Genomic DNA, 24,581 nt, shown 5'->3' on the forward strand with positions numbered 1-24,581 from the left:
CGAACAGCCCACCAGAGAAGGACCTTTCGTGTCCCAGCCCACCGCCGCCCCCGATCCCGCCGCCGGAGCCGACAACGCCCCAGGACCGGCGGGCCCCGCGCCCTCCCCGCGGCAGCGGCGCGACTTCCGCCGGTTCATGGCCTCGCACGTGTGCAACGAACTCGGCAACAGCATCACGTACGTGGCCCTGCCGCTCACCGCCGTGCTCACCCTGCACGCCTCCGCGTGGGAGGCGGGTCTGCTCGCCGCCGCCGAGAGCGCAGCGTTCCTGCTGCTCGGGCTGCCCGCCGGAGCCTGGGTCGACCGGATGCGACGCCGCGACGTCATGATCGCCGCCGACCTGGCGCGGGCCGTGCTGCTCACGGCGGTGCCGGTGGCCTGGCTGCTGGACGCCCACTCCATGCCGCTGTTGTACGCCGTCGCCCTGCTGCTGGGATGCGCGCGGCTGTTCGGCGACGTGGCCGACCAGAGCTATCTGCCCACCCTCGTCGGCCGGTCGACGCTGATCGAGGGCAACTCGCGCTTGGAGACCGTGCGTTCGGGTGCCGAACTGGCCGGTCCCGGCGTGGCGGGCTTCCTCGTCCAACTCCTCGGCCCGGCGGGCACCCTGGCCGGACAGGCCGTCACCTCCCTCACCTCCGCGGCCCTGCTGGGCCGTATCGAGGCGAGGGAGGAACGGCCCGCGCCGCCGCCGTCCGGGCGCGGCGGCCTCCTGCCGGAGATCAGGGAAGGACTCCACCACGTCCTGCGCCACCGCGTGCTGAGGCTGATCGCGCTGAGCACGGCATCGGTGAACCTCTGCCTCAGCGGCGTCTTCGCCCTGGAGACGCTGTTCCTGACCCGCACCGTGGGCCTGCCGCCCGCGGCGGTCGGCTGGGTGCTCGCCACGGCAGCGGTCGGCTCGGTCCTCGCCGCACTCGTCACCCAGCGGCTCTCCCGTCGGGTGGGCGCCGCCCGGCTGACCTGGCTGTCCCTGCTGGCCGCCATGCCCTTCGGCCTGCTGCTCCCGCCGGCCGAACAGGGCTGGCGGCTCGGGCTGTTCGTGCTGGGCGCGCTGGTGCAGTCGGCGGGCGTGACCACGTACAACATCTGCCAGGTCGCCTACCGGCAGACCGTCTGCCCGCCGCACCTGCTCGGCCGGATGACGGCCACCATGCGGTTCCTGGTGTGGGGAACCCTGCCGGTGAGCGGGCTGCTGGCCGGCGCCCTCGGTGAACTGGCCGGTGTGCGCGGTGCGTTGTGGATCCTGACGGCGGGGCTGACGCTCACCCCGCTGATCCTGCTGTGCTCGCCGTTGCGGCGGATGCGGGACTTCGAGGGAACCGCGGCTCAGTAGCCGGGCCCGTACCCCAACTGGAAAGCGAGATGCGCCAGTTGGATGCGGTTCACGGAACCGGTCTTGCCGCGCAGCCGGCGCACATAGGTGTCGACCGTGTGCGGGCTGAGCCCCATGCGGCGGGCGATGATCCGGTAGGTGCACCCCTGCGCGAGATACGCCAGCACCTCCTCCTCGCGGGGCGAGAGCGCGGCGGGACGCAGGGTCGGCTGGGCGGTCTCGGACACGGCGGACTCCGATGCAGTGGGTGCGGGCTCCCAGGCAGGGGCGGGAACTGTTGCGGTTGAAATCGCTCTCGACGCGTTTTTCTTCGCGGAAAGGCCGGTGTTCACTCTGCTCCTTCACGTATCAACGACGGTGTCGCGTAAGTCGACTCGCCGCCGAAGCTGCTCATCAACAGCCTTTCCGCTTGCTTATGCTGACGCCAGGGGGCGGGCGCCTCACCAAGGTGCCTGGCAGCAAAGCGACCCGGGGTGAAGGCATGCAAAATGGGGCAAGGGTGCTATCGGATCTCAAGGACGTCGACCTCGACGTCTACAGCTGGGTGCTCCAGCACCGCACGATCGAGATCGACACCGTCGCCGCCGGCACCGGACACGCTCCGCAGGAGGTCCGGCTCAGCGTGGAGCGGCTGCTCGACGTCCAATTACTGCACCGCAGTCCGGAGGACGACTCGGTGGCTTTCGCCGTGGCGCCGGACACTGCGGCGTCCCGCCTCGCCGCACCGCTGGAGGAGGAGATCCGCACCCGCGAGCGGGAGATCAGCGGCATCCGCGAGGACCTCGGGCGCTTCATGCCCCACTACCTCCAACGCCGTTCAGCCGGTGAGGCGCTGGAGGTACTGGGTAACGTCGAGGACGTGCGCGGCGCACTGAACGCCGCCTCCGACCGGTGCCGGCGCGAGGTCCTCACCAGCCAGCCCGGCGGCGGCAGCCGGGTGCCCGAGGCGATGCAGGAGGCGCTGAGACGGGACGAGGCCATGCTGCGCAGGGGCATCTCCATGCGCAGCCTCTACCATCACACCGCCCGGTTCAACGGCCCCAGCCAGGCCTACGTGGCCGCCGCCTCGGCGCTCGGCGCGCAGTACCGCACCGCGCACGAACTCTTCGGCAGGCTCATCGCCTTCGACCGCGAGCTGGCGTTCATACCGGTGCCCGACGGGAGTTGGGGCGCCGTGGTGATCCGGGAGCCCGCCACCGTCGCCTACCTCTGCGACATCTTCGACCAGACCTGGGACCACGCCACCCCGTTCTCCAACGCCGTCGGCCAGGGGCTGGAGGAGGTCGCCCGCGAGATCCACGAGACGATCATCCGGCTGCTCGCGGCCGGGCTGAAGGACGAGGCCATCGCCCGGCGGCTCGGCATGTCGTTGCGCACCGCGCGCCGGCACATCGCCGACATCATGGAGGAGCTCGGCGCGGGGAGCCGCTTCCAGGCGGGAGTCGCCGCCGCGGCCCGCGGCCTGCTGGACGACCCCGCAGCGGCGAAGCCGGACCAGGAGGCCGCCGCGGACTGAAGCCGGTCGCCCCGGTCGTGTCACGGCTTTCGGGGAACGTGTTTCCGTGGCTGGTACGCACCCTGAGCGATGGACGATGCTTCCTCGACGGGGTCGCGGCACGCGGCCCGGCGCGCACGGCGGTCGCGGTGCGCCGGCGAGTCATGCACAGACTGAGGGGCGCACGATGAACATGCCGATCGACGGGCCGGCGGCGGGATCTGCTGACGGCCGTCCGCAGGGCCTGCCCGTCCATCGGCCCGCCGGCCCGGCGGGGGAGCACCTGCGGGAGGTCGCTCTCTTCGTCGCGCTCCACCTGGGCCGCGCCCCGGGCGTCCTGTGGCCGGAACACGACCATCCGCTGGTCGGTGACGTCGAGGAACACGGCGAGGACGACGGCGAGTACCGGGCGGCGACGCCCGATCTGCACGCACTGGCCGCCCAGATCACCGCCGCGACCGGTCTCACGGCCCGCCCCGCCCCCGTCGGCGTCCCGCCCGGTCATCTGCTGGTCCATCAGATCGCGGGCGCGGCCACCTGGAACATCGTCGGCACAGGCGGCGACGGCCGGGACGCCTCACTCCGCTACCGCCTGCGCGCGGGCGAGGTGCTCTACGTCCCCGACGGCTGGGCGCGTACCGCCGAGCCCGCCACCGGCGCCCGCTGGACGGTCCTCGTCCTCACCCCGGAGTGTCCGACGACGAGTTGAAGGCGGGGTCACGGCCTTCGCACGCACGGAACGAGGCGCCCCGCGGGGCGCCTCGTTCCGTGCGTTCACCGGACGTCGCGCCGGTCAGCCGCCCCAGGAGGTGTCGGTCGGGGGCTTCGGGCGGTTCGAGCCGCCCGTGGCGCCGGTCGTCGTCGTGACGACGATCACGGGCCGGTCGCCCGCCGTGACCCGGGTGGCGCCCCCGTCGAACGGGGCGGTCGCCGCGGTCCCCGTCAGGACGGCGGCGAAGGCCGCGGCCACGGTGCAGACGGCGAGTGCGAGACGCTTCGTCATGGTGTTCCCCCAGCAGGTGGATGGCCGGCCCGGGGGGTGTTTCCCCGGGCCGTTCGGTCGTTGCCTTGCAGGAACAACCCTGCCGCCGCGACCGCCCCGCATCGATCCATCCGGCGGCTCATCAAGCTGCCTGACTCTAAAGTGAGGGGCGGCAAACCTCCGCATTCTGCGCGGAACAGTCGGCCATCGGGCCGCTGGTGAGGGGCGGAACGTCCAACTCCGCCCACACACGGAACACCAGAGGCGTCACGGTGACCCCGAGATAGACCGCACCGGTCGCCAGCAGAGCGGGCGTCAGCCCCCAGCCGTCCAGCACCGGTCCCGCGGCCAGCATCCCCAGCGGCGTGGCCGCCAGGGCGCAGGCGGTGAGCATGCCGAACACCCGGCCGCGCACCTCCTCGGGCACCCGCTCGTAGGCGACGGACATCATCAGCGGAGCGAGCGCCCCCGACCCCAGACCCGACAGGGCGAGCAGCGACAGCAGCGCCCAGGGCGGCGGCCCGGCGGCGAGCGTCGCACAGCGCACCGCGCCGACCAGGAGGAACGCGCCGACGAACAGAGCCCGGCGCGGCAGACGGCGCCCGATGCGGCCGTACAGGGCCGCCCCCAGCAGGGCGCCCGCGCCGATCGCGGTCACCATGGCCCCGAACAGGGCGCTGCTGTCCAGCACCCTTGTGCCGTACGCCGGGTACAGGACCCCGTTGAGCGCGCCGTCCAGCGCGTTGGTCACCAGCAGCACGGCCGTCACCGCCCGCACCGGCCGGTCCCCGTTCAGGTACGCCCAGCCCGCCCGCAGATCCGACGCGTACGACGCCACGGCCCCGCCGGAGGCGCCACGGTCCGGGGGCCTGGGCGGGGACGGCACCAGTGTCGCCACCAGCAGACAGCACAGCAGGGCCGCGCCCACATCCGCGGACAGGGTGCGCACCGGCCCGACGACGGCGATGAGCAGGCCCGCCAGCGGCGCCCCGGCCATCAGACCGATCCGGCGCGCGGCCTCCACCGAGCCGGTGCCCGCCTCCAAGGCGACCCCCGCCCGCCGCATCGCGTCGGGCAGCAGCAGCTGGCGCGCGGTCTCCGCGGGACCTCGGGCCGCCCCCACCGCGAAGACCAGGACGACGAGCACCGGCAGGGCCAGCGCGTCCACCGCGTGCAGCGCGGGGATCAGGGTGAGCGCCGACGCTGTCAGCAGATCGGCGCCCAGGCTCACGGCCCGCGCCGGCAGCCGGTCGACCACCGGCCCCGCGAGCACCGCCGAGCAGAGCAGGCCCGCGGTCTCGGCCGCCGCGACCAGCCCCGTCCAGGTGCCGCTGCCGGTGCTGTGCAGCACGAACCAGGGCACGGCGACCAGGGTCGCCGAGAGTCCCAGCGCGGACACCCCGGCGACGGCCACGAGGGCCAGCAGCGGTGCGGCCCGCCGCGCCCGTGGGGCCAAGAAGGCCCAGGGCGACATTCGTCGATTCATCACGATCCATTCCTCGCGGGAACCGCGCCGCCCGGCGCTCCACGGCAGCGGAGCGCCGGGCGGCGGTGTGCCCGTCGGTCGTAGGGTCAGCCGGCCATGCTGAGCCGAAGGCTGAGCGGACGCATGTCGGTCCACACCCGCTCGATGTGCGCCAGGCACTCCTCGCGCGAGCCCCGCACGCCCTGCGAGTGCCAGCCGGCCGGGACGGGCCGGTCCGTCTCCCAGAGGGAGTACTGCTCCTCGTCGTTGGCCACGACCAGGTACTGCCGCGTCGTCTCGTCACTCATGGTGGTTCTCCTCGTTCGTCGGGTCGGATCGGTTCGGTTCATGGGGTCGGGTCGGGTTCGACCGGCCGGTTCGTGCCGGCGGTCAGTCACCGAAGCCGGGCAGGTGCGTCGCGTCGGCGATCGCCCGGGCGAGCCGGTCCGCCAGCACCGCGCTGTGCTGTGGGTCCACCAGCGTGTGGTGGTTGCCGGGGATCGCGAGGTGACGCACGGCGCTCGCCCGCGCCCTCCACGGGTCAGGGTCCACCAGCGGGGTGGCGAGTTCGGCATGCACCTCGGACACCGTGAACAGGTGGACCGGGGCGTCGAGGACGGCGTCGGTGCGGTACGCGGCTGCCGCGGCGCCGTTGGCCGAGGCGACCCGCAGCATCCGGCGCAGTGCCTGCGGAGCACAGTGCCTCGGGAGGCTGCCGTTGTCGCGCCCCTTGCGGATCAGGGCGTCGAGCAGGGCCTCCTCGTCGAGCACGCGCGCCTCGTCGGCGTCCAGGCCGGCCGCGAGTCCGTGGCGCAGCAGGTCGTCGTCCCCGGGGTCCGGCTCGGCCCCGGCGCGCGGGCCGGGGGCGGCGGAGTCGACCAGGCCGAGGAAGGCGACCTGCTCGCCGGCGGCTTCGAGCCGCGCCGCGATCTCGTAGGCGACGGTGCCGCCGAACGACCAGCCGGCCAACAGGTAGGGGCCGGACGGCACTTCCGCGCGGATCGCCGCGAGGTACCGCTCCGCCATCGCCGACACGTCGTCGAGCGGAGCGTCGTCGGTGTTGCAGCCCACCGCCTCCACACCGAGCACCCGCCGGCCGCCGTCGGGGGTCTTCGCCAGCTCCCGGACCAGGTCCAGGTAGCAGACGACGTCGCCGCCTCGCGGGTGGAACAGGATCAGCGGGGGACGGTCGTCGCCGCCGTCGGAGAGCGGCACCAGCAGCCGGCCGGACGCGGCGGCCGCCTCCGGCAGCGCCTCGCACAGCAGCTCCACCGTCGGCCTGCGGAAGACGAGGTTCAGCGGGAGTTCCACCCCGAACTCCGCGCGCACGGCCGTCATCAGCTCGAACGCCTTCAGGGAGTGGCCGCCCAGGGCGAAGAAATCGTCCCTGACCCCGACCGGTCCGGTGCCGAGCACCGCCTCCCACAGCCGGACCATCCGCAGCTCGGCCGCGTCGCGCGGAGCCACCCGCGGCGCGTCCCCCGCGAGGGCGGCGCCCGGCGCGGGAGCGGGCAGGGCCCGGCGGTCGAGCTTGCCGTTCGGCGTGAGCGGCAGCCGCTCCAGCGCGGTCAGCACGCCGGGCACCATCGGGGCCGGAAGCTCCTCCCGCAGGACGTTGCGCAGCGCCGCCGGATCGCCGTCCCCGTCCCGCCAGACCACATAGCCGACGAGGACCGCGTCCACACCGCTCCCGTGCACCGCGGCGGCGGCCGCCGCCACCTCGGGACGGCGGGCGAGCGCCGCCTCGATCTCGCCCAGCTCGATTCGATGCCCGCGCACCTTGACCTGCCCGTCCGCCCGGCCCCGGTACTCCAGGCCGCCGTCGGACAGCCTGCGCACCAGGTCACCCGTGCGATAGAGCCGGCCGCCGTCGTCGAACGGGTCGGCGACGAACCGCTCCGCGGTCAGCGCGGGCCGGCCGTGGTAGCCGCGGGCCACCCCGTCCCCGCCGATGTACAACTCGCCGAACACGCCCACCGGCAGCGGCCGCAGCCGCTCGTCGAGCACGTGCAGCCGGGTGTTGGCGAGCGCCTTGCCGATCGGCGCCGGCCCGTCGGGGTCCTCGGGGGAGAGCCGGTGCGCCGTCGACCAGACCGTCGTCTCCGTCGGCCCGTACACGTTCCACACGGCGCCCAGGGCGGACCGCATCCGCGCGGCGAGCGCCGTCGGCAGCGCCTCACCGCCGCACAGGGCACGGACCCCCGGACTCTCCCAGCCGGCCTCCATCAGCTGGTGCCAGGTGGCGGGTGTGGCCTGGACGACCGTGGCCCCGGCCGAGTCCAGCTCCTTCGCCAGCAGCCTGCCGTCCCGGGCGGTCTCACGGTCGACGACCCGCACCCGCGCCCCGCAGGTCAGCGGCACCAGCAGCTCCAGCACGGCGATGTCGAACGACGCGGTGGTGACGGCGGCGACGATGTCACCCGGACCCGTCCCGAGCCTGTTCACCATGTCGTGCGTGAAGTTGGCCAGCGCCCGGTGCGACACCATGACGCCCTTGGGCCGGCCGGTCGAACCGGACGTGTACAGCACGTACGCCAGGTCCTCGGCGTGCACCGGCGCCGAGAGCGCCCCTTGGGCGGCTGTACGGCCGTCCACCAGGCCGGCGACGTCCAGCACCCGCACCGGCCCGGGGACCGGCGGTGTGCCGGCCGGGCCGTCCGAGGCGATCAACAGCCTCGCGCCGCTGTCCGACAGCATGTGGCCGATCCGCTCGGCCGGATACCCGGGGTCGACCGGAACGTACCGGGCGCCGCTGCGCAGGACGCCCAGCAGGGCGACCGGCAGCAGCACGGACCGGTCGACGCTCACGGCGACCGCCGTGCCGGGGCCCGCGCCGAGCGCGGCCAGCCGGTCGGCCACCCGGCCCGAGAGCTCCCACAGCCCGGCGTAGTCGAGCCGGCGACGGCCGTCGTCGACGGCCACCGCCTCCGGCGTCCGGGCGGCCTGCTCACCGACGCACTCGTGCAGGGGCGCGTCCGGGACCTGCTCGGCGGTGTCGTTCCACCGGCCGGCGAACTCCAGCTCCCGGCCCGCCGCGAGCAGCGGCAGGGAGGTGACGCGGGTGTCCGGGGCGGCCACCGCCGCCGACAGCAGCTCCAGCAGCGCCGCCGTCAGCCGGGCGACGCTCGGCCGGCCGAAGAGGTCGGTGGCGAACACCGCTTCGCCGCGCAACTCGCCCGCCTCCTCGGTGAAGTAGAGCGACAGGTCGAACTTCGAGGCGCTGCTGTCCAGTTCGAGGGGTTCGGCCGTGAGCCCCGCCGGCAGACGCGGCGCCTCCGGCTCCTCGTTGAGGACCAGCATCACCTGGAACAGCGGGTTGCGGCTGAGGTCGCGCTCCGGGCGCAGGTCCTCCACCAGCCGCTCGAACGGCACCTCCTGGTGCGCGTACGCCTCCAGCGCCGTGTCCCGGGCCCGGGCGACGAGATCGGCGAAGGCCGGGTCGTCGGAGAGATCCCCGCGCAGGACCAGGTTGTTGACGAAGAAGCCCACCAGCAGCTCCAGTTCGCCCCGGTCCCGGCCCGCGACGGGCGAGCCGACGGCCACGTCATGCGCGCCCGCCCAGCGGCCCAGCAGCGCCTGGACGCCGGCCAGCAGCACCATGAAGAGGGTCGCCTCGCGGTCCCTGCCGAGCGCCCGCAGCCGCTCCACGAGCGGCGCCGGCACCGTGAACGAGTGCCGGTCGCCTCGCCCCGAAGGGACGGCGGGACGCGGGCGGTCCGTGGGCAGTTCGAGCGGGGCGAGTCCCGCCAGCCGCTCCCGCCAGTACGCGAGCTGCCCCTCCAGCAGCTCACCGCTCAGCCGCTCACGTTGCCAGGCGGCGAAGTCACGGTAGGAGACGGACAGTTGAGGCAGCGGTTCGGCGCCGTCCCCGGTCCGCGCGCGGTAGGCGGCGAAGAAGTCCCGCCAGAACACCCCGGCCGACCACCCGTCGAAGACGGCGTGATGGGCGACGACCACGAGGAGGTGCTCGCGTGGCGCGATCCGGATCAGCCGGGCACGCACCAGGGGCGCGCGGGTCAGGTCGAAGGGCAGGGAGGCGTCGGCACCGGCCAGCTCCATGGCCCGACGGCCGGCCGGTTCGGCGTCGTCGCCGGACAGGTCCGTGAAGACCGGTTCGAACACGTCGGCCGGTTCCGTCACCAGCCGGGCGGACCCGGCGGGGCCGCCCTCCTCGACACGCGAGCGCAGCACCTCGTGCCGGGTGACGACGTCCCGCAGCGCGCCGAGGGCGGCCGGCGCGTCGAGCGCCCCCGTCAGACGCGTCGTGCCGGGCATGTTGTAGTCCGGGCGGCCCGGCTGGAGCCGGTCCAGCAGCCACAGCCGCTGCTGGCCGAAGGAGAGCGGCGACGGCCCCGCCGGGAGCACCGGGATCCCCGGTTCCTCGTCCGCGCCCAGGGATGCCAGGGCCCGGGCGAAGTCCTCGGCGACCGGGTGCCGGAACAGGGACCGCATCGGCACGTCCAGGCCGAGCAGCCTGCGCAGCCGGGACACCACCCGCGTCGCCTTCAGCGAGTGCCCGCCCCGCTCGAAGAAGTGGTCCAGGACACCGACCGGGCCGTCCCCGAGGACCTCCTCCCACACCTGGACGACCGTCCGCTCCAGCGTCGTCCGGGGCGCGACGTGCGGCCGGCCCGTGCCGCCCGCGCCCGGCGCGGGAGCGGGCAGCGCCTTGCGGTCCGTCTTGCCGTTGGGCGTCAGCGGCAGCGCGTCCAGCACCACGACCGACGACGGCACCAGCGCCGCCGGCAGGGTCGCGCGCACGGTGTCCAGCACCTCCGCAGGACCGCCCTGTGGCGCCCCGTCCGCCTGCCACTCCACATAGGCGACCAGGGTGCGGTCGGCGCCCGTGCCGTGCGCGGCCACCGCCGTGCGGGCCACGGCGGGATGCCGCAGCACCGCGGCCTCGACCTCGCCCAGCTCCACCCGGTGCCCGCGCACCTTCACCTGGTTGTCGCGCCGGCCGTGGAACTCCAGCACCCCGTCCGCCCGCAGCCGGGCCAGGTCGCCGGTCCGGTACATGCGGCTCCCGGGCGGACCGTAGGGGTCGGGCACGTAGGCCGTCGCGGTGCGGCCCGGGTCGCCGAGGTAGCCGCGGGCCACACCGCGCCCGGCGATGAACAACTCGCCGACCGCGCCCGCCGGGAGGAGCTCAAGACGCGGGCCCAGGACCCGCACCCGCGCGCCGGGCAGCGGCCTGCCGATCGGGACGCGCCCGCGGGCCACGTCCTCGTCCGTGACGACGTGGTATGTCGTGGTGTTGGTGCACTCGGTGGGCCCGTACTGGTTGACCAGCCGCAGCCGGTCCCGGCCGCCCAGCGCCCGCGCCGCCTCGGCGAGCGGCGCGGTGAGCGCCTCGCCGGTCGTCAGCACCAGCCGCAGGTCCGCGGACGGACCGGGCGACGCGGCCACCACGAGGGCCAGCATCGACGGGACGACGGACAGGACCGCCGTGACCCGCTCGGCGTGCAGCAGCCGGGCCAGTGCGTCCGGGTCGTCGGCCTCCTCGCCGGTGGCCAGCACCACGCGGCCGCCCGTCGCCAGCGGGGCGAACAGGTCGCGCACCGACGGGTCGAAGGTGAGCGCGGTCCGCGCCAGGACCGTGTCCTCCTCGCCGAGACCGAACGTGCCGGTCAGCGCGGCCAGATAGCCGGTGATCGCCGCGTGCGGCACCGCGACGCCCTTGGGACGCCCGGTGGAGCCCGAGGTGTAGAGCAGGTAGGCGAGGTCGCCGGGGCCCGCCGCGGGGGGCGGCGGCGTGGCCGGCAGCGCGTCGATCAGCGGCCGCTCCCGGTCCAGGTCCAGCACCGTCACACCGTTCGGGATCCCGGCGACCGCGACCTCTCCGGACGAGCCGTCCGTCACCGCGATCCGCGTCGCGCTGTCGGCGAGGACCGTGCGGACGCGCTCGGCCGGCTGACCGGGATCCACCGGCACGTACGCCGCGCCCGACTTGAGCACGGCCAGGACGGCGGCGACCGCCCCGGTACCGCGTCCGGTCATGACGGCGACCGTCGACCCCGCGCCGGCGCCCAGCTCGCGCAGCCGCCGGGCGAGCCGGTTGGCGCCGGCGTCCAGCTCCCCGTACGTGGTGGAGCGTCCCGCGCAGGTCACGGCGACCGCGCCGGGCCGACGGCGGGCCTGCTCCTCGACCAGGGCGTGCAGGGTCGCGGCCCGGGCGGGAAACTCCCGCTCGCCGGGCGCGTCCGCACCGAGCAGCGCGCCGCGTTCCGCCTCCGACAGCACCTCCAGCCGGGACAGCGGCGTGTCCGGGGCGGCCACCGCCGAGCGCAGCAGCCGCGCGTAGTGCCCGGCGAAGCGCTCCATCGTCGCGTGGTCGAACAGGTCGGACGCGTAACTCAGGGTGCCGGTCAGACCGCCCGGGTGCTCGGTGACGGCGAGGCTCAGGTCGAACTTGGCCGTACCGTTCGCGGTGTCCAGCGAGGTGGTGCGCACGCCCTCCAGGGGCAACGTGTCCAACTGCTCGGGGTGCAGCTGGAAGAGGACGTCGAAGAGCGGGTTGCGGCTCAGGTCGCGCTCCGGGCGCAGCTCCTCCACCAGCCGGTCGAACGGCACGTCCTGATGCTCGAAGGCCGCCAGCGCCGTCTCCCGCACCCGGCGCACGGCCTCGCCGAACGACGGGTCGCCGGACAGGTCGGTGCGCAGCACCAGCGTGTTCACGAAGAACCCGATGAGCGGCTCCAGTTCGGTGCGGTCCCGGCCCGCGACCGGTGAGCCCACGGCCACGTCCTGCTGCCCCGTCCACCGGGCCAGCAGGGACTGGAAACCGGCGAGCAGCACCATGAACAGCGTCGCCCCCTCCTCGCGGGCGAGGGCGCCGAGCCGCCCGGCGAGGTCCGGCGGCAGCTCGAAGGTGAGCGCGCCGCCCGCACCGGTCCGGGCGTGCGGCCGGGGCCGGTCCGTGGGCAGCTCCAGAGCGGGCAGACCGGCGAGCCGCTCACGCCAGTGCGCGATGCCGCGGTCGGCCGCGCCCTCCGCCAGCCGGCGCTGCTGCCAGTGCGCGTAGTCGCCGTACTGGACGGGCAGGGCGGGCGGCGCGGGGCGCTCACCGCGCCGCAGGGCCGCGTAACCGTCCGACAGCTCCCGCCACAGCACGGGCATCGACCAGCCGTCGCCCACGGTGTGGTGCAGGACGAGGACGAGGAGATGTTCCTCCGCGTGGACGCGCACCAGACGGGCCCGCAGCAGCGGCGCCCGGGTCAGGTCGAACGGAGCGGCGGCGTCCGCGTGCGCCAGGCCGAGGGCCCGCGACCGGGCCTCGTCCGGCGGCAGCCCGTCGAGATCGGTCAAGAGCGGCTCGAACACCTCGGCGGGCTCCACCAGTTGGACGGGCCCGTCCGCATCCTCGGTCAGCCGTGAACGCAGCACCTCGTGCCGCCCGACCACGGCGCGCAGCGCCTCCAGCAGGGCGCCCGCGTCGAGCGCGCCCTCCAGCCGGACGGCGACCGGGATGTTGTAGTCCGGGCGGCCCGGCTGGAGCTGATCCAGGAACCACAGGCGCTGCTGTGCGAAGGACAGCGGGGCCGTGCTCCCGGCGGGACGCGGCACGACCCGGTCCGCGACGGCGTCCGGCGCGTCGAGGCGCAGCGCGTCCAGAGCGGCGGCGAACCGCTCCAGCACCGGGTGTTCGAACAGCAGCCGCAGCGGCACCTCGGTGCCCAGCCGCACGCCGAGACGGGACACCGTCCGGGTGGCGCGCAGGGAGTGGCCGCCGAGGGCGAAGAAGTCGTCGTGCCGGCCGACGGGGTTGGTGCCGAGCACCTCGCCCCACACCTCGGCGGCGAGCCGTTCGGTCTCCGTGCGCGGCTCGACGAACTCGGCTTTGTTCAGGGCCTGTTCACCGGGGGCGGGCAGGGCGCGCCGGTCGAGCTTGCCGTTGGGCGTCGTCGGCAGCCCGGGCACCGGCACGATCGCGGCGGGCAGCATGTACGCGGGCAGCCGGTCCGTGAGCGCGCGGTGCAGCTCCTCGGGTACGACGTCCGCGCCGGGGGCGGCCACCACATAGGCGACCAGGCGCAGTTCGCCCGGGGTGTCCTCGCGGACGACGACCGCGGCGCGGCCCACGCCGGGGCAGCGGGTCAGCTCGGCCTCGACCTCGCCCGGCTCGATGCGGAAACCGCGGATCTTCACCTGCTGGTCGGCACGGCCCAGGTAGTCGACGGTGCCGTCCGGGCGCCGCCGGGCCAGGTCCCCGGTGCGGTACATCCGCGCCCCGGGCGGCCCGTAGGGATCGACGGCGAACCTGTCCGCCGTCAGCCCCGGCCTGCCGAGGTAGCCGCGGGCGACACCGGTGCCGCCGACGCACAGTTCACCGACCGCGCCCTCCGGCACCGGGCGCCCGCGCTCGTCGAGCACGTACAGCCGGGTGTCGTCGAGCGCCGAGCCGATCGGCACCCGGCCCTCCACCTCGGCGCCGGCTTCCAGCCGGTGCGCGGTGGCGAACGTGGTCGTCTCGGTGGGGCCGTAGACGTTCACCAGCACGGTGCCGGGAGCCGCCTCCAGGGCCCGCCGGAAGGACACGGGATTAGCGGCCTCTCCGCCGGTCCACACCTCCCTGAGCTCGGTGAGCAGTTCCACGCGCTCCTCGACGACCAGGTCGAACAGGGCGGCGGTGAGGAACAGCGCGGTGATCCCGTGCTCGCGCACCAGACGGGCGAGCGTGTCGGCGCCCATCCGGCCGGGCGGCGCCATCACCACCGTGCCGCCCGTCAGCAGGGGCGTCCACACCTCGTACGTGGAGGCGTCGAAGGCGAGCGGCGAGTGGGCGAGGACCCTGCGGTGGGCCGCGCCGAAGGCGGAGTCGCGGGCGAGGGCCGCGATGTTCCCCTGCGTCACGCCGATCCCCTTGGGCTCACCCGTCGAGCCGGAGGTGTACATGACGTAGGCGAGCTGGTCCGGGGTGTACGCCGCAGCGTCGAGTCGGTCGGCGGCGCACACCACCGCGTCGGGCCGGGCAGGGCCGGCCGCGTCGACCGCGGCGCCCTCGGTCGCGTCGAGCACCGGCACCGGCGACCCCACGACGGCCTCGTGCCCGGCCAGGGTGGCGTCGGTGAGCAGCAGACGGGCGCCGGTGCGCTCCAGCATCCAGTGCAGACGCTGTACGGGGAAGGCCGGGTTGAGCGGCACGTACGCGCCGCCCGCCTTCAGCACCGCCAGCATCGCGACCGGCACATGCACCGAGCGGTCCATGAACAGCGCCACCGGCGTCTCGCGCACCACCCCGCCCGCCCGCAGCCGCGCCGCCAACGCGTCCGAACGGGCGTCGAGTTCGGCGTAGGTGAGCCGGTCGTCGCCGCAGACCACGGCCGTCGCACCGGGGGAGCGGAGGACCTGCTCGGCGAACAGCTCGCCCGGTGCTGCGGGGGCCAGGTCCTCGCGTACCCTGCCGTGGCCGTCGGAGACGAGCCGAGCGGCGGAGTCGTCGCCGGGCAGCAGCTCGGCGAGCGGCCGGTCCGGGGCCTCCACGACCGCGGACAGCAGTTCCAGATAGTGGCCGAGCAGCAGTTCTGCGGTGACCGGGTCGAACAGGTCGGTGTCGGCCACCAGCGAGCCGGTGCAGCGGTCGGCCCCCTCGGAGACGAACACGCTGAGATCGAACAGCGACGCGCCGAAATCGCACGTCACGGTCTCGACGCCCACCCCCGGCAGCCGCAGCGCCGCCGTCTCGTCGCTCGCGGCGGCGAACATCACCTGCACCAGCGGGTTCATGTCACCGGACCGCTCCGGGCTCAGATGCTCCACCAGCCGGTCGAACGGCACCTCCTGGTGGTCGTACGCGTCCAGCGACACCCGCCGGACCCGGCCCAGCAGCTCCCGGAAGCCGATGTCGCCCGACAGGTCGGTGCGCAGCACCAGGGTGTTGACGAAGAAGCCGATCAGCGGCTCCAGTTCGACCCGGTCACGGCCGGCGACCGGGGTGCCGACCGCGACGTCGGTACGGCCCGACACCCGGGCCAGGACCGCCTGGAAGGCGGCGAGCAGGGTCATGAACAGGGTGACGCCGTGCGCCTCTGCCAGCCGGCGCAGCCGGTCGGTGAGGTCCTGGTCGAGTGTGAACTCCACGCTGTGCCCGGCGCCGCTGCGGCGGGTGGGCCGCGGCCGGTCCGTCGGCAGCTCCAGCGGCTCCAGACCGGCCAGCCGCTCCTCCCAGTGCCGCAGCCCTGAGTCCAGGGCGCCGCTCGTCAGGCGCTCCCGCTGGCGGCGGGCATGGTCCTGGTAGGCGACGGGCAGATCGGGGACGCGCGGCGGCACGTCCCGCAGGAGGGCCGTGTAGCCCTCGGACAGCTCCTGCCACAGCAGCGACATCGACCAGCCGTCGGTCGCTATGTGATGGACCACCAGCACCAGCACGTGATCGTCCGCGCCGAGGCGGATCAGCAGGGCGCGCAGCAGCGGACCGGCGGCGAGGTCGAACGGCCGGCGGGCCTCCTCCCGGGCCAGGTCCAGGGCACGGCGCTCGACGTCCGCCGCCGAGCCGCCGTCACCGGCCGTGCCGAGGTCGAGCAGAGCCAACGGCACCTCGTCCGGGGCGGGGAGCACGACCGGGACCGGCTGCCCGTCGTGCTCCTCGAACACCGTCCGCAGCGGCGCGTGCCGCCCCACGACGGCGGTCAGACTGCGCCGCAGCAGGTCCCGGCGCAGCGGGCCGCGCAGCCGTACGACCTCCGGTATCGCGTAGCCGGGCGCGCCGCCCCGCATCCGGTCCACCAGCCACATGCGCTCCTGAGCGAACGAGGCGACGGGCGGGGCGGGGGCGGCGGGCGCGGAGGTGGGGGACCCGGTTGCGGGCATGGAGTCGGGGGACGCCGAGGTGTGGGGCGCGGAGGTGTGGGGTGCCGAGGTGTGGGACGCGGAGGTGTGGGGCGCGGACGTCTCGCCCGTGACCGCCGTCGCGTCCGCGAGCGCCGACCGCACCCGGCGGCGCATCAGCTCACGGGCTGCGCTCAGCCGGCTGTCGGCGGCGCCCGGCGTGCTCTCCTGGATGGTCACGAGGTCTCTCCCTGCGAAACGTGGGCCACGGAAGACGTGAGGGACGTGCTTGGCGTGGGGGACATGGGGGATGTCGGGGGCATGGCGGGTGTCGCGGACATGAGGGGCAGCGCGTCGTCCGCCGTCGAGGCGGCGATGTCCTCGAGGAGGGCGGTCTCGACCGCCGCGGCGAGCGCGGCGACGGTCCGCTGTTCGAACAGGGTGTGCAGAGGCAGCTCCAGGGCCAGCGACTGGCGCAGCCGCGCCGCGACCCGGGTGGCGCTCAGCGAGTGGCCGCCGAGGGCGAAGAAGTCGTCGTGGCGTCCGACGGCCTCGACGCCGAGGACCGCGCGCCACACGGCCGCGACCAGCTCCTCGATCTCTCCGTCCGGCGGTTCGTGCCCGGTCGGCGCCGCGGTCGGCGCGGGCAGGGCCCTGCGGTCGAGCTTGCCGTTCGGTGTGACGGGCAGCGCGTCCACGACGACCACCAGCGGCACCATGTACTCGGGCAGGCTCCGCGCCAGTTCGGCGCGCAGCGCCGCGGCTTCCGGCGCCACCTGCCGCGCCGCTTCCGGCACCGCTCGCGACGCCGGTACGACATAGCCGACGAGCCTGCGCTCGCCCGGCGTGTCCTCGCGGACCACGACCGCGGCCCGTCCCACCCCGGCACATCGGGCGAGGGCGGTCTCGATCTCGCCGAGCTCGATCCGGAAGCCGTGGATCTTCACCTGGTCGTCGGTGCGGCCGAGGTACTCGACGGCACCGTCCGCCCGCAGCCGCGCGATGTCGCCGGTGCGGTACATCCGCGATCCCGGCGGCCCGAACGGGTCGAGCGGGAAGCGCTCCGCGGTCAGCGCGGGCCGCCGCAGATAGCCGCGGGCAAGGCCCGCCCCGGCGAGGAACAGCTCACCCGGGAACCCGACCGGCACGGGCCGGCCCGCCGGATCGAGCACGTACAGCGCGGTGTTCCAGATCGGCCGCCCGATGGGCACCGGCCCCTCGTCCGAGGGGCGGCAGTCCCAGTGGGTGACGTCGACGGCCGCCTCGGTGGGCCCGTACAGGTTGTGCAGCGGCACGTCGAGCATGTCGAGGAAGCGGTTCTTCAGCTCCTCGGGCAGTGCCTCCCCGCTGCACACCACCCGGCGCAGCGAACGGCATCCGGCGGCGGCGGGCTCCGCCACGAACGCGGCGAGCATGGAGGGCACGAAGTGCGCGGTGGTCACGCACTCCTGCTGGATCACCCGCGCCAGGTACGCCGGGTCCTTGTGCCCGCCGGGCTCGGCGACCACCAGGGCGGCGCCGGTCAGCAGCGGCCAGAAGAACTCCCACACCGACACGTCGAAGCCGAACGGCGTCTTCTGTAACACCCGGTCGTCGGGCCCGAGCCCGTACCGGTCCTGCATCCACAGCAGCCGGTTGACGATCGCGGAGTGCTCGACGACGACGGCCTTGGGACGGCCGGTGGAGCCGGAGGTGTAGATGACGTAGGCGGGGTGGGCCGGCAGCGGCCTGCCCCGACCGTCAGCCGCCCCGGAAGGCGCCGCGGGCGCCGCGAGTGCGGGGTCCGCCTTACCGGCGTGTCCGGCGTCGAGGAGCAGCCGGGGCGCCGACGTGTCGGCCGGGAGCCCGGCGGCCACGTCGGAGGTGGTCAGGAGCAGCACCGGCGCCGCGTCGGACAGCATGAACGCGATCCGCTCGGCCGGCAGGGAGGGGTCCACCGGGAGGTAGGCCGCACCCGACTTGAGGACGGCGAGCAGCGCCACGACCAGTTCGGTGGACCGGTTGAGGGCGACCGCGACGATCTCCTCGGGGCGCGCGCCCCGCGCTCGGAGCCAGGCGGCGAGCGCCTCGGCACGGGCGTCGAGTTCGGCGTACGTCAGACGCTCGTCGCCGAACACGGTCGCGAGGGCGTCCGGGGTGCGCGCGGTCTGCCGCTCGAACAGTTCCACGAGCGTGGTCGCGGGCACGGGCACCGCCGTGTCGTTCCACTCCGCGACCAGCCGGTGCTGCTCGGCCGAGACGACGTCCACCTCGCCCACGGTCGTCGTCTCCGCCTCCTCGGCGACGGCCGTCAGCAGCCGCTGGAGTCCCTCGGCGACGCTCAGCGCGGCGCGCGCGTCGAGGACGTCCGGCCGGTGGTCGAGGTGCAGCCGCAGCCGCTCTCCCGGCAGGACGATGAGGTTGACGGTGTAGTGCGTCGCGTCCGACCCGTCCACGTCGGCCAGCCGCACCTCCCCGCCCAGGTCCCGCATCTCCGCGAGGTCCAGCGGATAGTTCTCGACGACGACCGCGGTGTCGAACAGGGTGCCGAGGCCGGCGGCCTGCTGGATGTCCGCCAGCCCCAGGTGCTGGTGGTCCATCAGCGGCGCCTGCTCGTCCTGGAAGCGGGCCAGGGCGGCGAGAAGGCTCTCCTCGTCCCGCACCCGGAAGCGCACCGGCAGGGTGTTGATCAGCAGCCCCACCATGCTCTCGATCCCCGGGACCGGCGCGGTGCGCCCGGAGACGGTGCCGCCGAAGACCACGTCGTCACGGGCCGTCAGCCGGGCCAGCAGAATGGCCCAGCACCCCTGCACGACGCTGTTGAGGGTGATGCCGGCCGACCGGGCCCGTTGGGTGAGCCGGGCGGTCGCCTCCGGTGACAGCTCCACCGTGGTGCGCTCGGGCAGCGCGCCGAGCTTGTTCGGGTCCGCCGAACCCAGCAGGGTGGGCTCGTCCAGGCCCGCCAGCGCGTCCCGCCAGGCCGTCGTCGCCGCTTCCCGGTCCTGGTCGGCCAGCCACGCGAGATGCTCGCGGTAGGGGACCGCGGCCGCGGTGGCGGAGCGGCCCGCCGGGACGGGGCGGGACGCGGTGCCGGTCAGGTCCGCGTAACCGGTGAGGAGTTCCCGCAGCAGGACGGCGGACGACCAGCCGTCCCACAGGATGTGATGGTTCGTCATCAGCAGCCGGTGCCGGTCCTCGCCCGTGCGGACCAGGGTGAAACGCACCAGCGGAGGCCGTTCCAGGTCGAAGCGCCGTGCCCGGTCGTCGGCGAGCACCCGCTCCCAGGCGGCTTCGCGTTCCTCCGTCGGGTGCGTGGTCAAATCGACCGAGTCCCATGGGACTTCGACGTCGCCGGCCACCACCTGTACGGGGCGGTCGAGCCCGCGGTCGGTGAACGCCGCCCGCAGCGCGTCGTGCCGCTCCAGCAGTGCGCCGCAGGCCTGGCGCAGGGCGCCCGCGTCGAGCACGCCGTCCAGGGTCAGGACGATCTGGCCGGTGTAGGCGTCCGTGCCGGTGGCGTCGTAGGCGGCGTGGAAGAACAGCCCTTCCTGCAACGGCGACAGGGGCAGTACGTCGGTCAGCCCCGGGTGGCGTTCGGCGAGGCCGTCCATGTCCGCACGGGACAGGCCGGCCGGCGCGAGGTCGGAGCGGACGGGACCGGCCGGGGTCGCGTTCGCCGCATAGACCGCTTCGACCGCATCGATCGCGTCGGTCGCCTTGGCCGATGACGCGGCCAGCAGGCGCAGGGCCGCCAGCCAGGCGTCGGCGAGGGCGTCGGCCTCGTCCTGGACGAGCAGGCCCTCCGGCCAGGTCAGCACGGCGGTGAGGGAGGGGCCGTCCGCCTCCTCCACTGTCAGCGCGTCGATCTGGAGACAGTGGTCGACCGGCATCGCGGGGTCGGCGTGGGCGGCCAGTGCGCCCGAGCCGGGGGCCGGGCTCCATGGCCCGTGGTCCGTGCCGTCGAACCGGCCCAGGTAGTTGAACAGCACGCGTGGCTGGGGGAGTTGGGATAGTTCGCCGGAGGTCGCCGGGTTCAGTCGGCTCAGCAGTCCGTAGCCGGTGCCGTGGTCCGGGACCGCGGCGAGGCAGCCGTGCACCCGCCCGGCCACGGCGGCGAGCGCGTCGCCGTCACCCTTTCCGGCCGCGGCCATGTCGAGTCCGCGCAGATCGAGGCGGACCGGGTACTGGGTGGTGAACCAGCCCACCGTGCGCGACAGATCATGCCGGTCCGTGCGGTCCGCCCGGCCGTGCCCCTCCAGGTCCAGCAGCAGCGAGCCGGGGCCGCCGCCCCCGGCGACACTGGGGTGATGGGCGGCCAGGGCCAGCGCCGTCAGCAACACCTCGGCCGGGCCGGTGCGAAGTGCCGCCGGCACGGACGTCAGCAACGGTCCTGCGGTCTCGGCCGGCAGGGTCAGCGTACGGGTGCGGGTGGTGCCTACGGTGTCCCGCGCCGGGTCGGGCACGCGGTCCCACGGCGGGGGCGTCGCGTCCTGTTGTGGCGAGGCCGCGTCCGTCTCCGAGCCCGTGCCCGCGTCCGTGCTCATATCCGCGTCCGGCGCCAAGGTCCGCCGCCAGTGGGGGAGTTCCGCCAACACCTCGGGGGAGGCGGCCAGCTCCTGGAGGTGGGCGGCCCACGCGCGGAACGAGGAGCCCGTGCCCGGCGGCCGCGACACCGCGTCCCGGTGGCAGGCCGCCGCGGACCCCTCATCGGTCACCGCGTCCCAGGCGGCGGCGAGGTCGTCGAGCAGGATGCGCCAGGACACGCCGTCCACGGCCAGGTGGTGGACGCACAGCAGCAGCCGGTCCGGCAGCCCGTCACGGCCGTCCCACCGCACGGCCCGCACCAACACCCCGCGGGACGGGTCCAGTTCCGCCGCCAGGGCGGCCCCGGCGGTGCGTGCGTCGAAGGGCTCGTCCGCCCGCCGCAGCACCTCGGCGGCGTCGACCGACCCGGGCTCGCCGATCACGACGGCGGGACGCCCGTCCGGCCCCTCGGTCACCCGCATCCGCAGCGCCGCGTGACGGTCCAGGACCGTTTGCAAGACGCGGGTCAGCCGGGCGTCGTCCGCGTCGGCGGGCAGGGTGAGGGTCATCGACTGGCTGAAGCGGCCGATCGGCCCCGGCCCGTCGAGCAGCCACCGCATCACGGGTGTGGCCGCCGACTCCCCGAACTCCTCGACGTAGTAAGCCCCTTCAAAGGTTCTCACGGCCGATGTGCCGACGGCGGTGGCGAGAGCGGCCGGGGTCTTGTGCGTGAAGACGTCGCCCAGCGTGAAGGTGAGCCCCCGGGCGCGGGCGCGGCTGACCATGGTGAGGGCGGCGATGCTGTCGCCGCCGAGGGAGAAGAAGTTGTCATCGGGCGCGACGGCGCGGCCGAGCACGTCCGCGAAGAGCGCGCACAGGGTGCTCTCGGCTTCCGTCGCGGCCGCGCGCGCCGGTGCCTCCGGTTCCGGCTCCTGGTCCGGTCCCGGCGTGGGCAGCGCCCTGCGGTCGACCTTCTTGTTGGCCGTCAGAGGCAGTGCGTCCAGGGCGACGAAAGTGTGGGGCACCATGTAGTGCGGCAGGAACTCCGCCAGGTGCGCCGCCAGTTCGGCCGGAGCGGCGACCGTCAGGCCGGGTTCCGGTGCGACGAACGCGACGAGACGCCGCCCGCCGCCCGGTGCGGGGCGCACGTCGACCGCCGCCTGGCGCACCGAGGGGTGACGGCCCAGAACGGTCTCGATCTCGCCCAGCTCGATGCGGTAGCCGTTCACCTTGACCTGCTGGTCGATACGGCCCAGGTACTCCAGGTCGCCGTCCGCCGACCAGCGCACCAGGTCGCCCGTGCGGTACATCCGGGTGCCGGGGACGTCCGAGAACGGGTCGGGCACGAAACGCCCGGCGGTCAGTCCCGGGCGCCCGGCGTACCCCTGCGCCAGACCGGCGCCCGCCACGCACAGCTCGCCCGCGGCGCCGGGAGGCAGCAGCCGAAGTCGTGAATCCACCACGTAGGCACGGTGGTTGACCATCGGCCGGCCGATGGGCGGCACCCCGCCGTCGTCACCGGACGCGCACCGGTGCATGGTCACCTCGACCGTGGCCTCGGTGGGACCGTAGCCGTTCCACACCTCGCGGCCGCCGGCCGCCCAACGGGCCACAGCGTCGGCCGACGGCGCCTCACCGCCGGTGGACAGGAAACGCAGGCCGGGAACCGCGCCCGGGTCCAGCAACGGCAGCAGCGCGGACGGCAGGTCGGCGACCGTGACCATCTGACGGGCCATCAGCGACTGGAGCCGGTCCAGGTCCGTCCGCTCCTCGTCGGTGGCCAGGACCAGCGTGCCGCCGCTCAGCAGCGCACCGAACACGTCGAGCACGGACACGTCGAAGGACAGCGCCGCGAACCCGAGGAACCGCTCGCCCTCGCCCCGACCGGCCTCGACGCCCGCCACCGCGAGATGGGCGTACACGAAGTCGACCGCGGCGGCGTGCGGCACGACGACGCCCTTCGGCTCGCCGGTGCTGCCGGACGTGTACAGCAGATACGCGGCCGAGAGCGCCGGCACCGCCGTACGGCCTGCCCCGCCCGCCCCGCCCGAAGCTCCCGAGGCGCCCGCACCGCGCGCGTCCCGCGCCGAGACCACGGCCGTGCCCTCCGGCAGCGCCCCGTCGGTGCCCGCATCGGCGACGACGGCATCGATGCCGGCCCGGTGCACCACGTACGCGACGCGGGCTGCGGGCAGCGCCGGATCCAGCGGCACATAGCAGCCACCCGCCTTGAGCACGCCGAGCAGCGCGGCGACCATCGCGGGCGAACGCCGCACGCGCACCCCGACCGGCTGTCCCGGCTCCGTCAACGGCCGCAGCCGTCCGGCGAGTTCCTCCGCCCAGACGTCGAGAGCGCCGTACGTCACCTCCTCGCCGTCGCAGACGACGGCGACGGCGTCCGGGGTGCGCGCCGCCTGCTCCTCGAAGAGCTCGTGCAGACAGCGGCCCGCGGGCGCGTCACCCGCCCCGCCGTCCGCGAAGACGGCGAGCCGGCGCTCGTCGTCCGGCGTGAGCAACTCCAGGGAGTCCACGACGGCCTCCGGCCCGGCGGCTGCCAGACCGGCCAGGAACCGCGTGAACCGCTCACGGTGGGAATGCGCCTGAGCCGCGTCCGTCTCACCGGCGTCCGCCTCGACCTGCACGGTCAGCGGGCTGTCGCCGCCACGGTCGCAGACGTTCAGCGTCAGATGGTCGACCGGGCCGACGGACAGGTTGTGCACGGTGGCCGGCGCCCCGCCGAAGGTCAGCCCGTAGTCGAAGGACATCAGATTGACGGTGGCGTCCCACAGCCGCGCACCGCCGTGCACCTCCTCGATGCGGAACCTCTGATGCCGCAGCACGTCCTTGATGCCGGCCGAGGTGCGGCGCACCAGCTCACCGAGCGTCATCGTGCCCGTGACGGCCAGGCGCAGCGGGAGGACCCGGGAGAACATGCCCGGCGTACGACGGGCGGCGGCCGTGGCACGACCGGTCACGGGCAGCCCGAGCACCACGTCCTCGGCGCCGTTCACCCGGTGCAGATAGGCGGCGGCCGCCGCGATGACGAGCGCGGACCACCGTGTCCCGTACTCCCGGGCGGCCTCACGCAACAGCCGCGCGTCACCGTCGGGCACGTCCCCCCTGACCCGTACCACCTCGTGCGTCGCCGCAGCGGAACCGCCACCGCCCGGCCGCCCCGCGAACCCGACGGGCTCGGGGACGCCCGCCAGCACGCTCTGCCAGAAAGCCCGGTCGGCCTCCCGCGCGTCGGACGCGAGGTAGGCCTCCTCCTCGGCCACGATCTGCCGCCACGGCGCCGCGTCGGGCGGCGGTACGGTCCCGCCGTCGACCAGCGCGGAGTAGTGCTCGGCGACCCGGCGGGCGATGAGGGGCCCGCTCACGCCGTCGGCGACGATGTGGTGGTATCCCTGCATCCAGCAGAACGATTCGGGACCGGTGCGCACCAGCAGCTGCCGGTGCACGTCACCGGTGGCCGGGTCCATGGGCCTGTCGAGCTCGGCCCGCATGAGAGCCTCGGCCGCGGCGACGGGATCGGGGTCGCCGCTCACGTCGGTGGTCCGAAGCCTGAACGGCGGCAGCCCGGCCGGCGCCTGCCACGCGGCCCCGTCGCTCTCCCCGAAGCGCATCCCGAGCGCCTCGGTCTCCGCCAGCATCCGCCGCAGCGCCTCCTCGAAGAGCTCGGCGTCGAGGGCTCCGTGGATCTCGAGATACTCGCCGATGGCGTAGTCGCGACGCAGGGGGTCCAGTCGCTGCGCGAACCAGACACCGGCCTGCGCCGAGGTCAGGGGCAGCGACCCGTGGTCATCAGTGGGCATGGGGGCGTCTCCTCGGGTTCGTTCGACGACGACACCTTCGGCGATGACCGACGCCCCTTGTAGTCACCAGAATTCGCCTCTTGACAGCGCCGCCCCCGCTCCCGGCCGTTCCCGGTCACGGGATCCCGTGACAAAGGACCGCGCCACCGGTGCCACTGTCATCGCGACCGCGATCCGGTCGGGTCGATTCTCCGGCGGGCCGCGGCGAGGTTTCCCGA

Annotated in this window: 9 protein-coding genes; 3 read left to right on the forward strand and 6 right to left on the reverse strand. The window is 74.6% G+C overall.

Features of this window, described 5'->3' with window-relative positions; translation table 11 throughout:
* Nucleotides 1-28 precede the first annotated feature (28 nt).
* Nucleotides 29-1,336 carry an MFS transporter gene (locus ACIOC0_RS03730; RefSeq protein WP_402151958.1) on the forward strand — a complete coding sequence of 436 codons (1,308 nt, stop codon included), beginning with the start codon at nucleotides 29-31 and terminating at the stop codon, nucleotides 1,334-1,336.
* Here the strand turns inward: ACIOC0_RS03730 and ACIOC0_RS03735 are convergent.
* The gene (locus ACIOC0_RS03735) at nucleotides 1,330-1,563 is read right to left on the reverse strand and encodes a helix-turn-helix transcriptional regulator (protein ID WP_351089141.1); all 234 of its coding nucleotides are present in this window, start codon (nucleotides 1,561-1,563) and stop codon (nucleotides 1,330-1,332) included. The genes ACIOC0_RS03730 and ACIOC0_RS03735 overlap by 7 nt on opposite strands.
* 272 nt (nucleotides 1,564-1,835) lie before the next feature.
* Here ACIOC0_RS03735 and ACIOC0_RS03740 point away from each other — a divergent pair, with 272 nt between their 5' ends.
* Together ACIOC0_RS03740 and ACIOC0_RS03745 are read left to right on the forward strand one after the other, a co-directional pair.
* Nucleotides 1,836-2,852: a helix-turn-helix transcriptional regulator gene (locus tag ACIOC0_RS03740; protein WP_351089143.1), complete on the forward strand. Its 1,017-nt coding sequence runs from the start codon at nucleotides 1,836-1,838 to the stop codon at nucleotides 2,850-2,852.
* Between the two features lie 166 nt (nucleotides 2,853-3,018).
* Nucleotides 3,019-3,540 (forward strand): hypothetical protein, encoded by a 522-nt coding sequence (locus tag ACIOC0_RS03745; protein WP_402151961.1) that lies wholly within the window; start codon nucleotides 3,019-3,021, stop codon nucleotides 3,538-3,540.
* Nucleotides 3,541-3,624: 84 nt separating this feature from the next.
* On the opposite strand, the gene ACIOC0_RS03750 is transcribed toward ACIOC0_RS03745, so the two are convergent.
* From ACIOC0_RS03750 to ACIOC0_RS03770, 5 genes are all read right to left on the reverse strand, one after another.
* Nucleotides 3,625-3,834, reverse strand: coding sequence for a hypothetical protein (locus tag ACIOC0_RS03750; protein WP_402151964.1), 210 nt, complete (start codon nucleotides 3,832-3,834; stop codon nucleotides 3,625-3,627).
* A gap of 136 nt (nucleotides 3,835-3,970) precedes the next feature.
* On the reverse strand, nucleotides 3,971-5,299 hold the full coding sequence (locus ACIOC0_RS03755; RefSeq protein WP_402151966.1) for an MFS transporter: 1,329 nt from the start codon (nucleotides 5,297-5,299) through the stop codon (nucleotides 3,971-3,973).
* A gap of 86 nt (nucleotides 5,300-5,385) precedes the next feature.
* Complete coding sequence (locus ACIOC0_RS03760; protein WP_402151969.1) at nucleotides 5,386-5,586, reverse strand: MbtH family protein; 201 nt, start codon at nucleotides 5,584-5,586, stop codon at nucleotides 5,386-5,388.
* An 82-nt stretch (nucleotides 5,587-5,668) separates the two neighbouring features.
* On the reverse strand, nucleotides 5,669-16,285 hold the full coding sequence (locus ACIOC0_RS03765) for an amino acid adenylation domain-containing protein (protein ID WP_402151972.1): 10,617 nt from the start codon (nucleotides 16,283-16,285) through the stop codon (nucleotides 5,669-5,671).
* On the reverse strand, nucleotides 16,282-24,363 hold the full coding sequence (locus ACIOC0_RS03770; protein ID WP_402151975.1) for an amino acid adenylation domain-containing protein: 8,082 nt from the start codon (nucleotides 24,361-24,363) through the stop codon (nucleotides 16,282-16,284). The genes ACIOC0_RS03765 and ACIOC0_RS03770 overlap by 4 nt, the downstream gene beginning before the upstream one ends.
* Nucleotides 24,364-24,581: the final 218 nt, after the last annotated feature.

This window comes from Streptomyces sp. NPDC088254 (assembly GCF_044740925.1).
GTDB lineage: Bacteria > Actinomycetota > Actinomycetes > Streptomycetales > Streptomycetaceae > Streptomyces.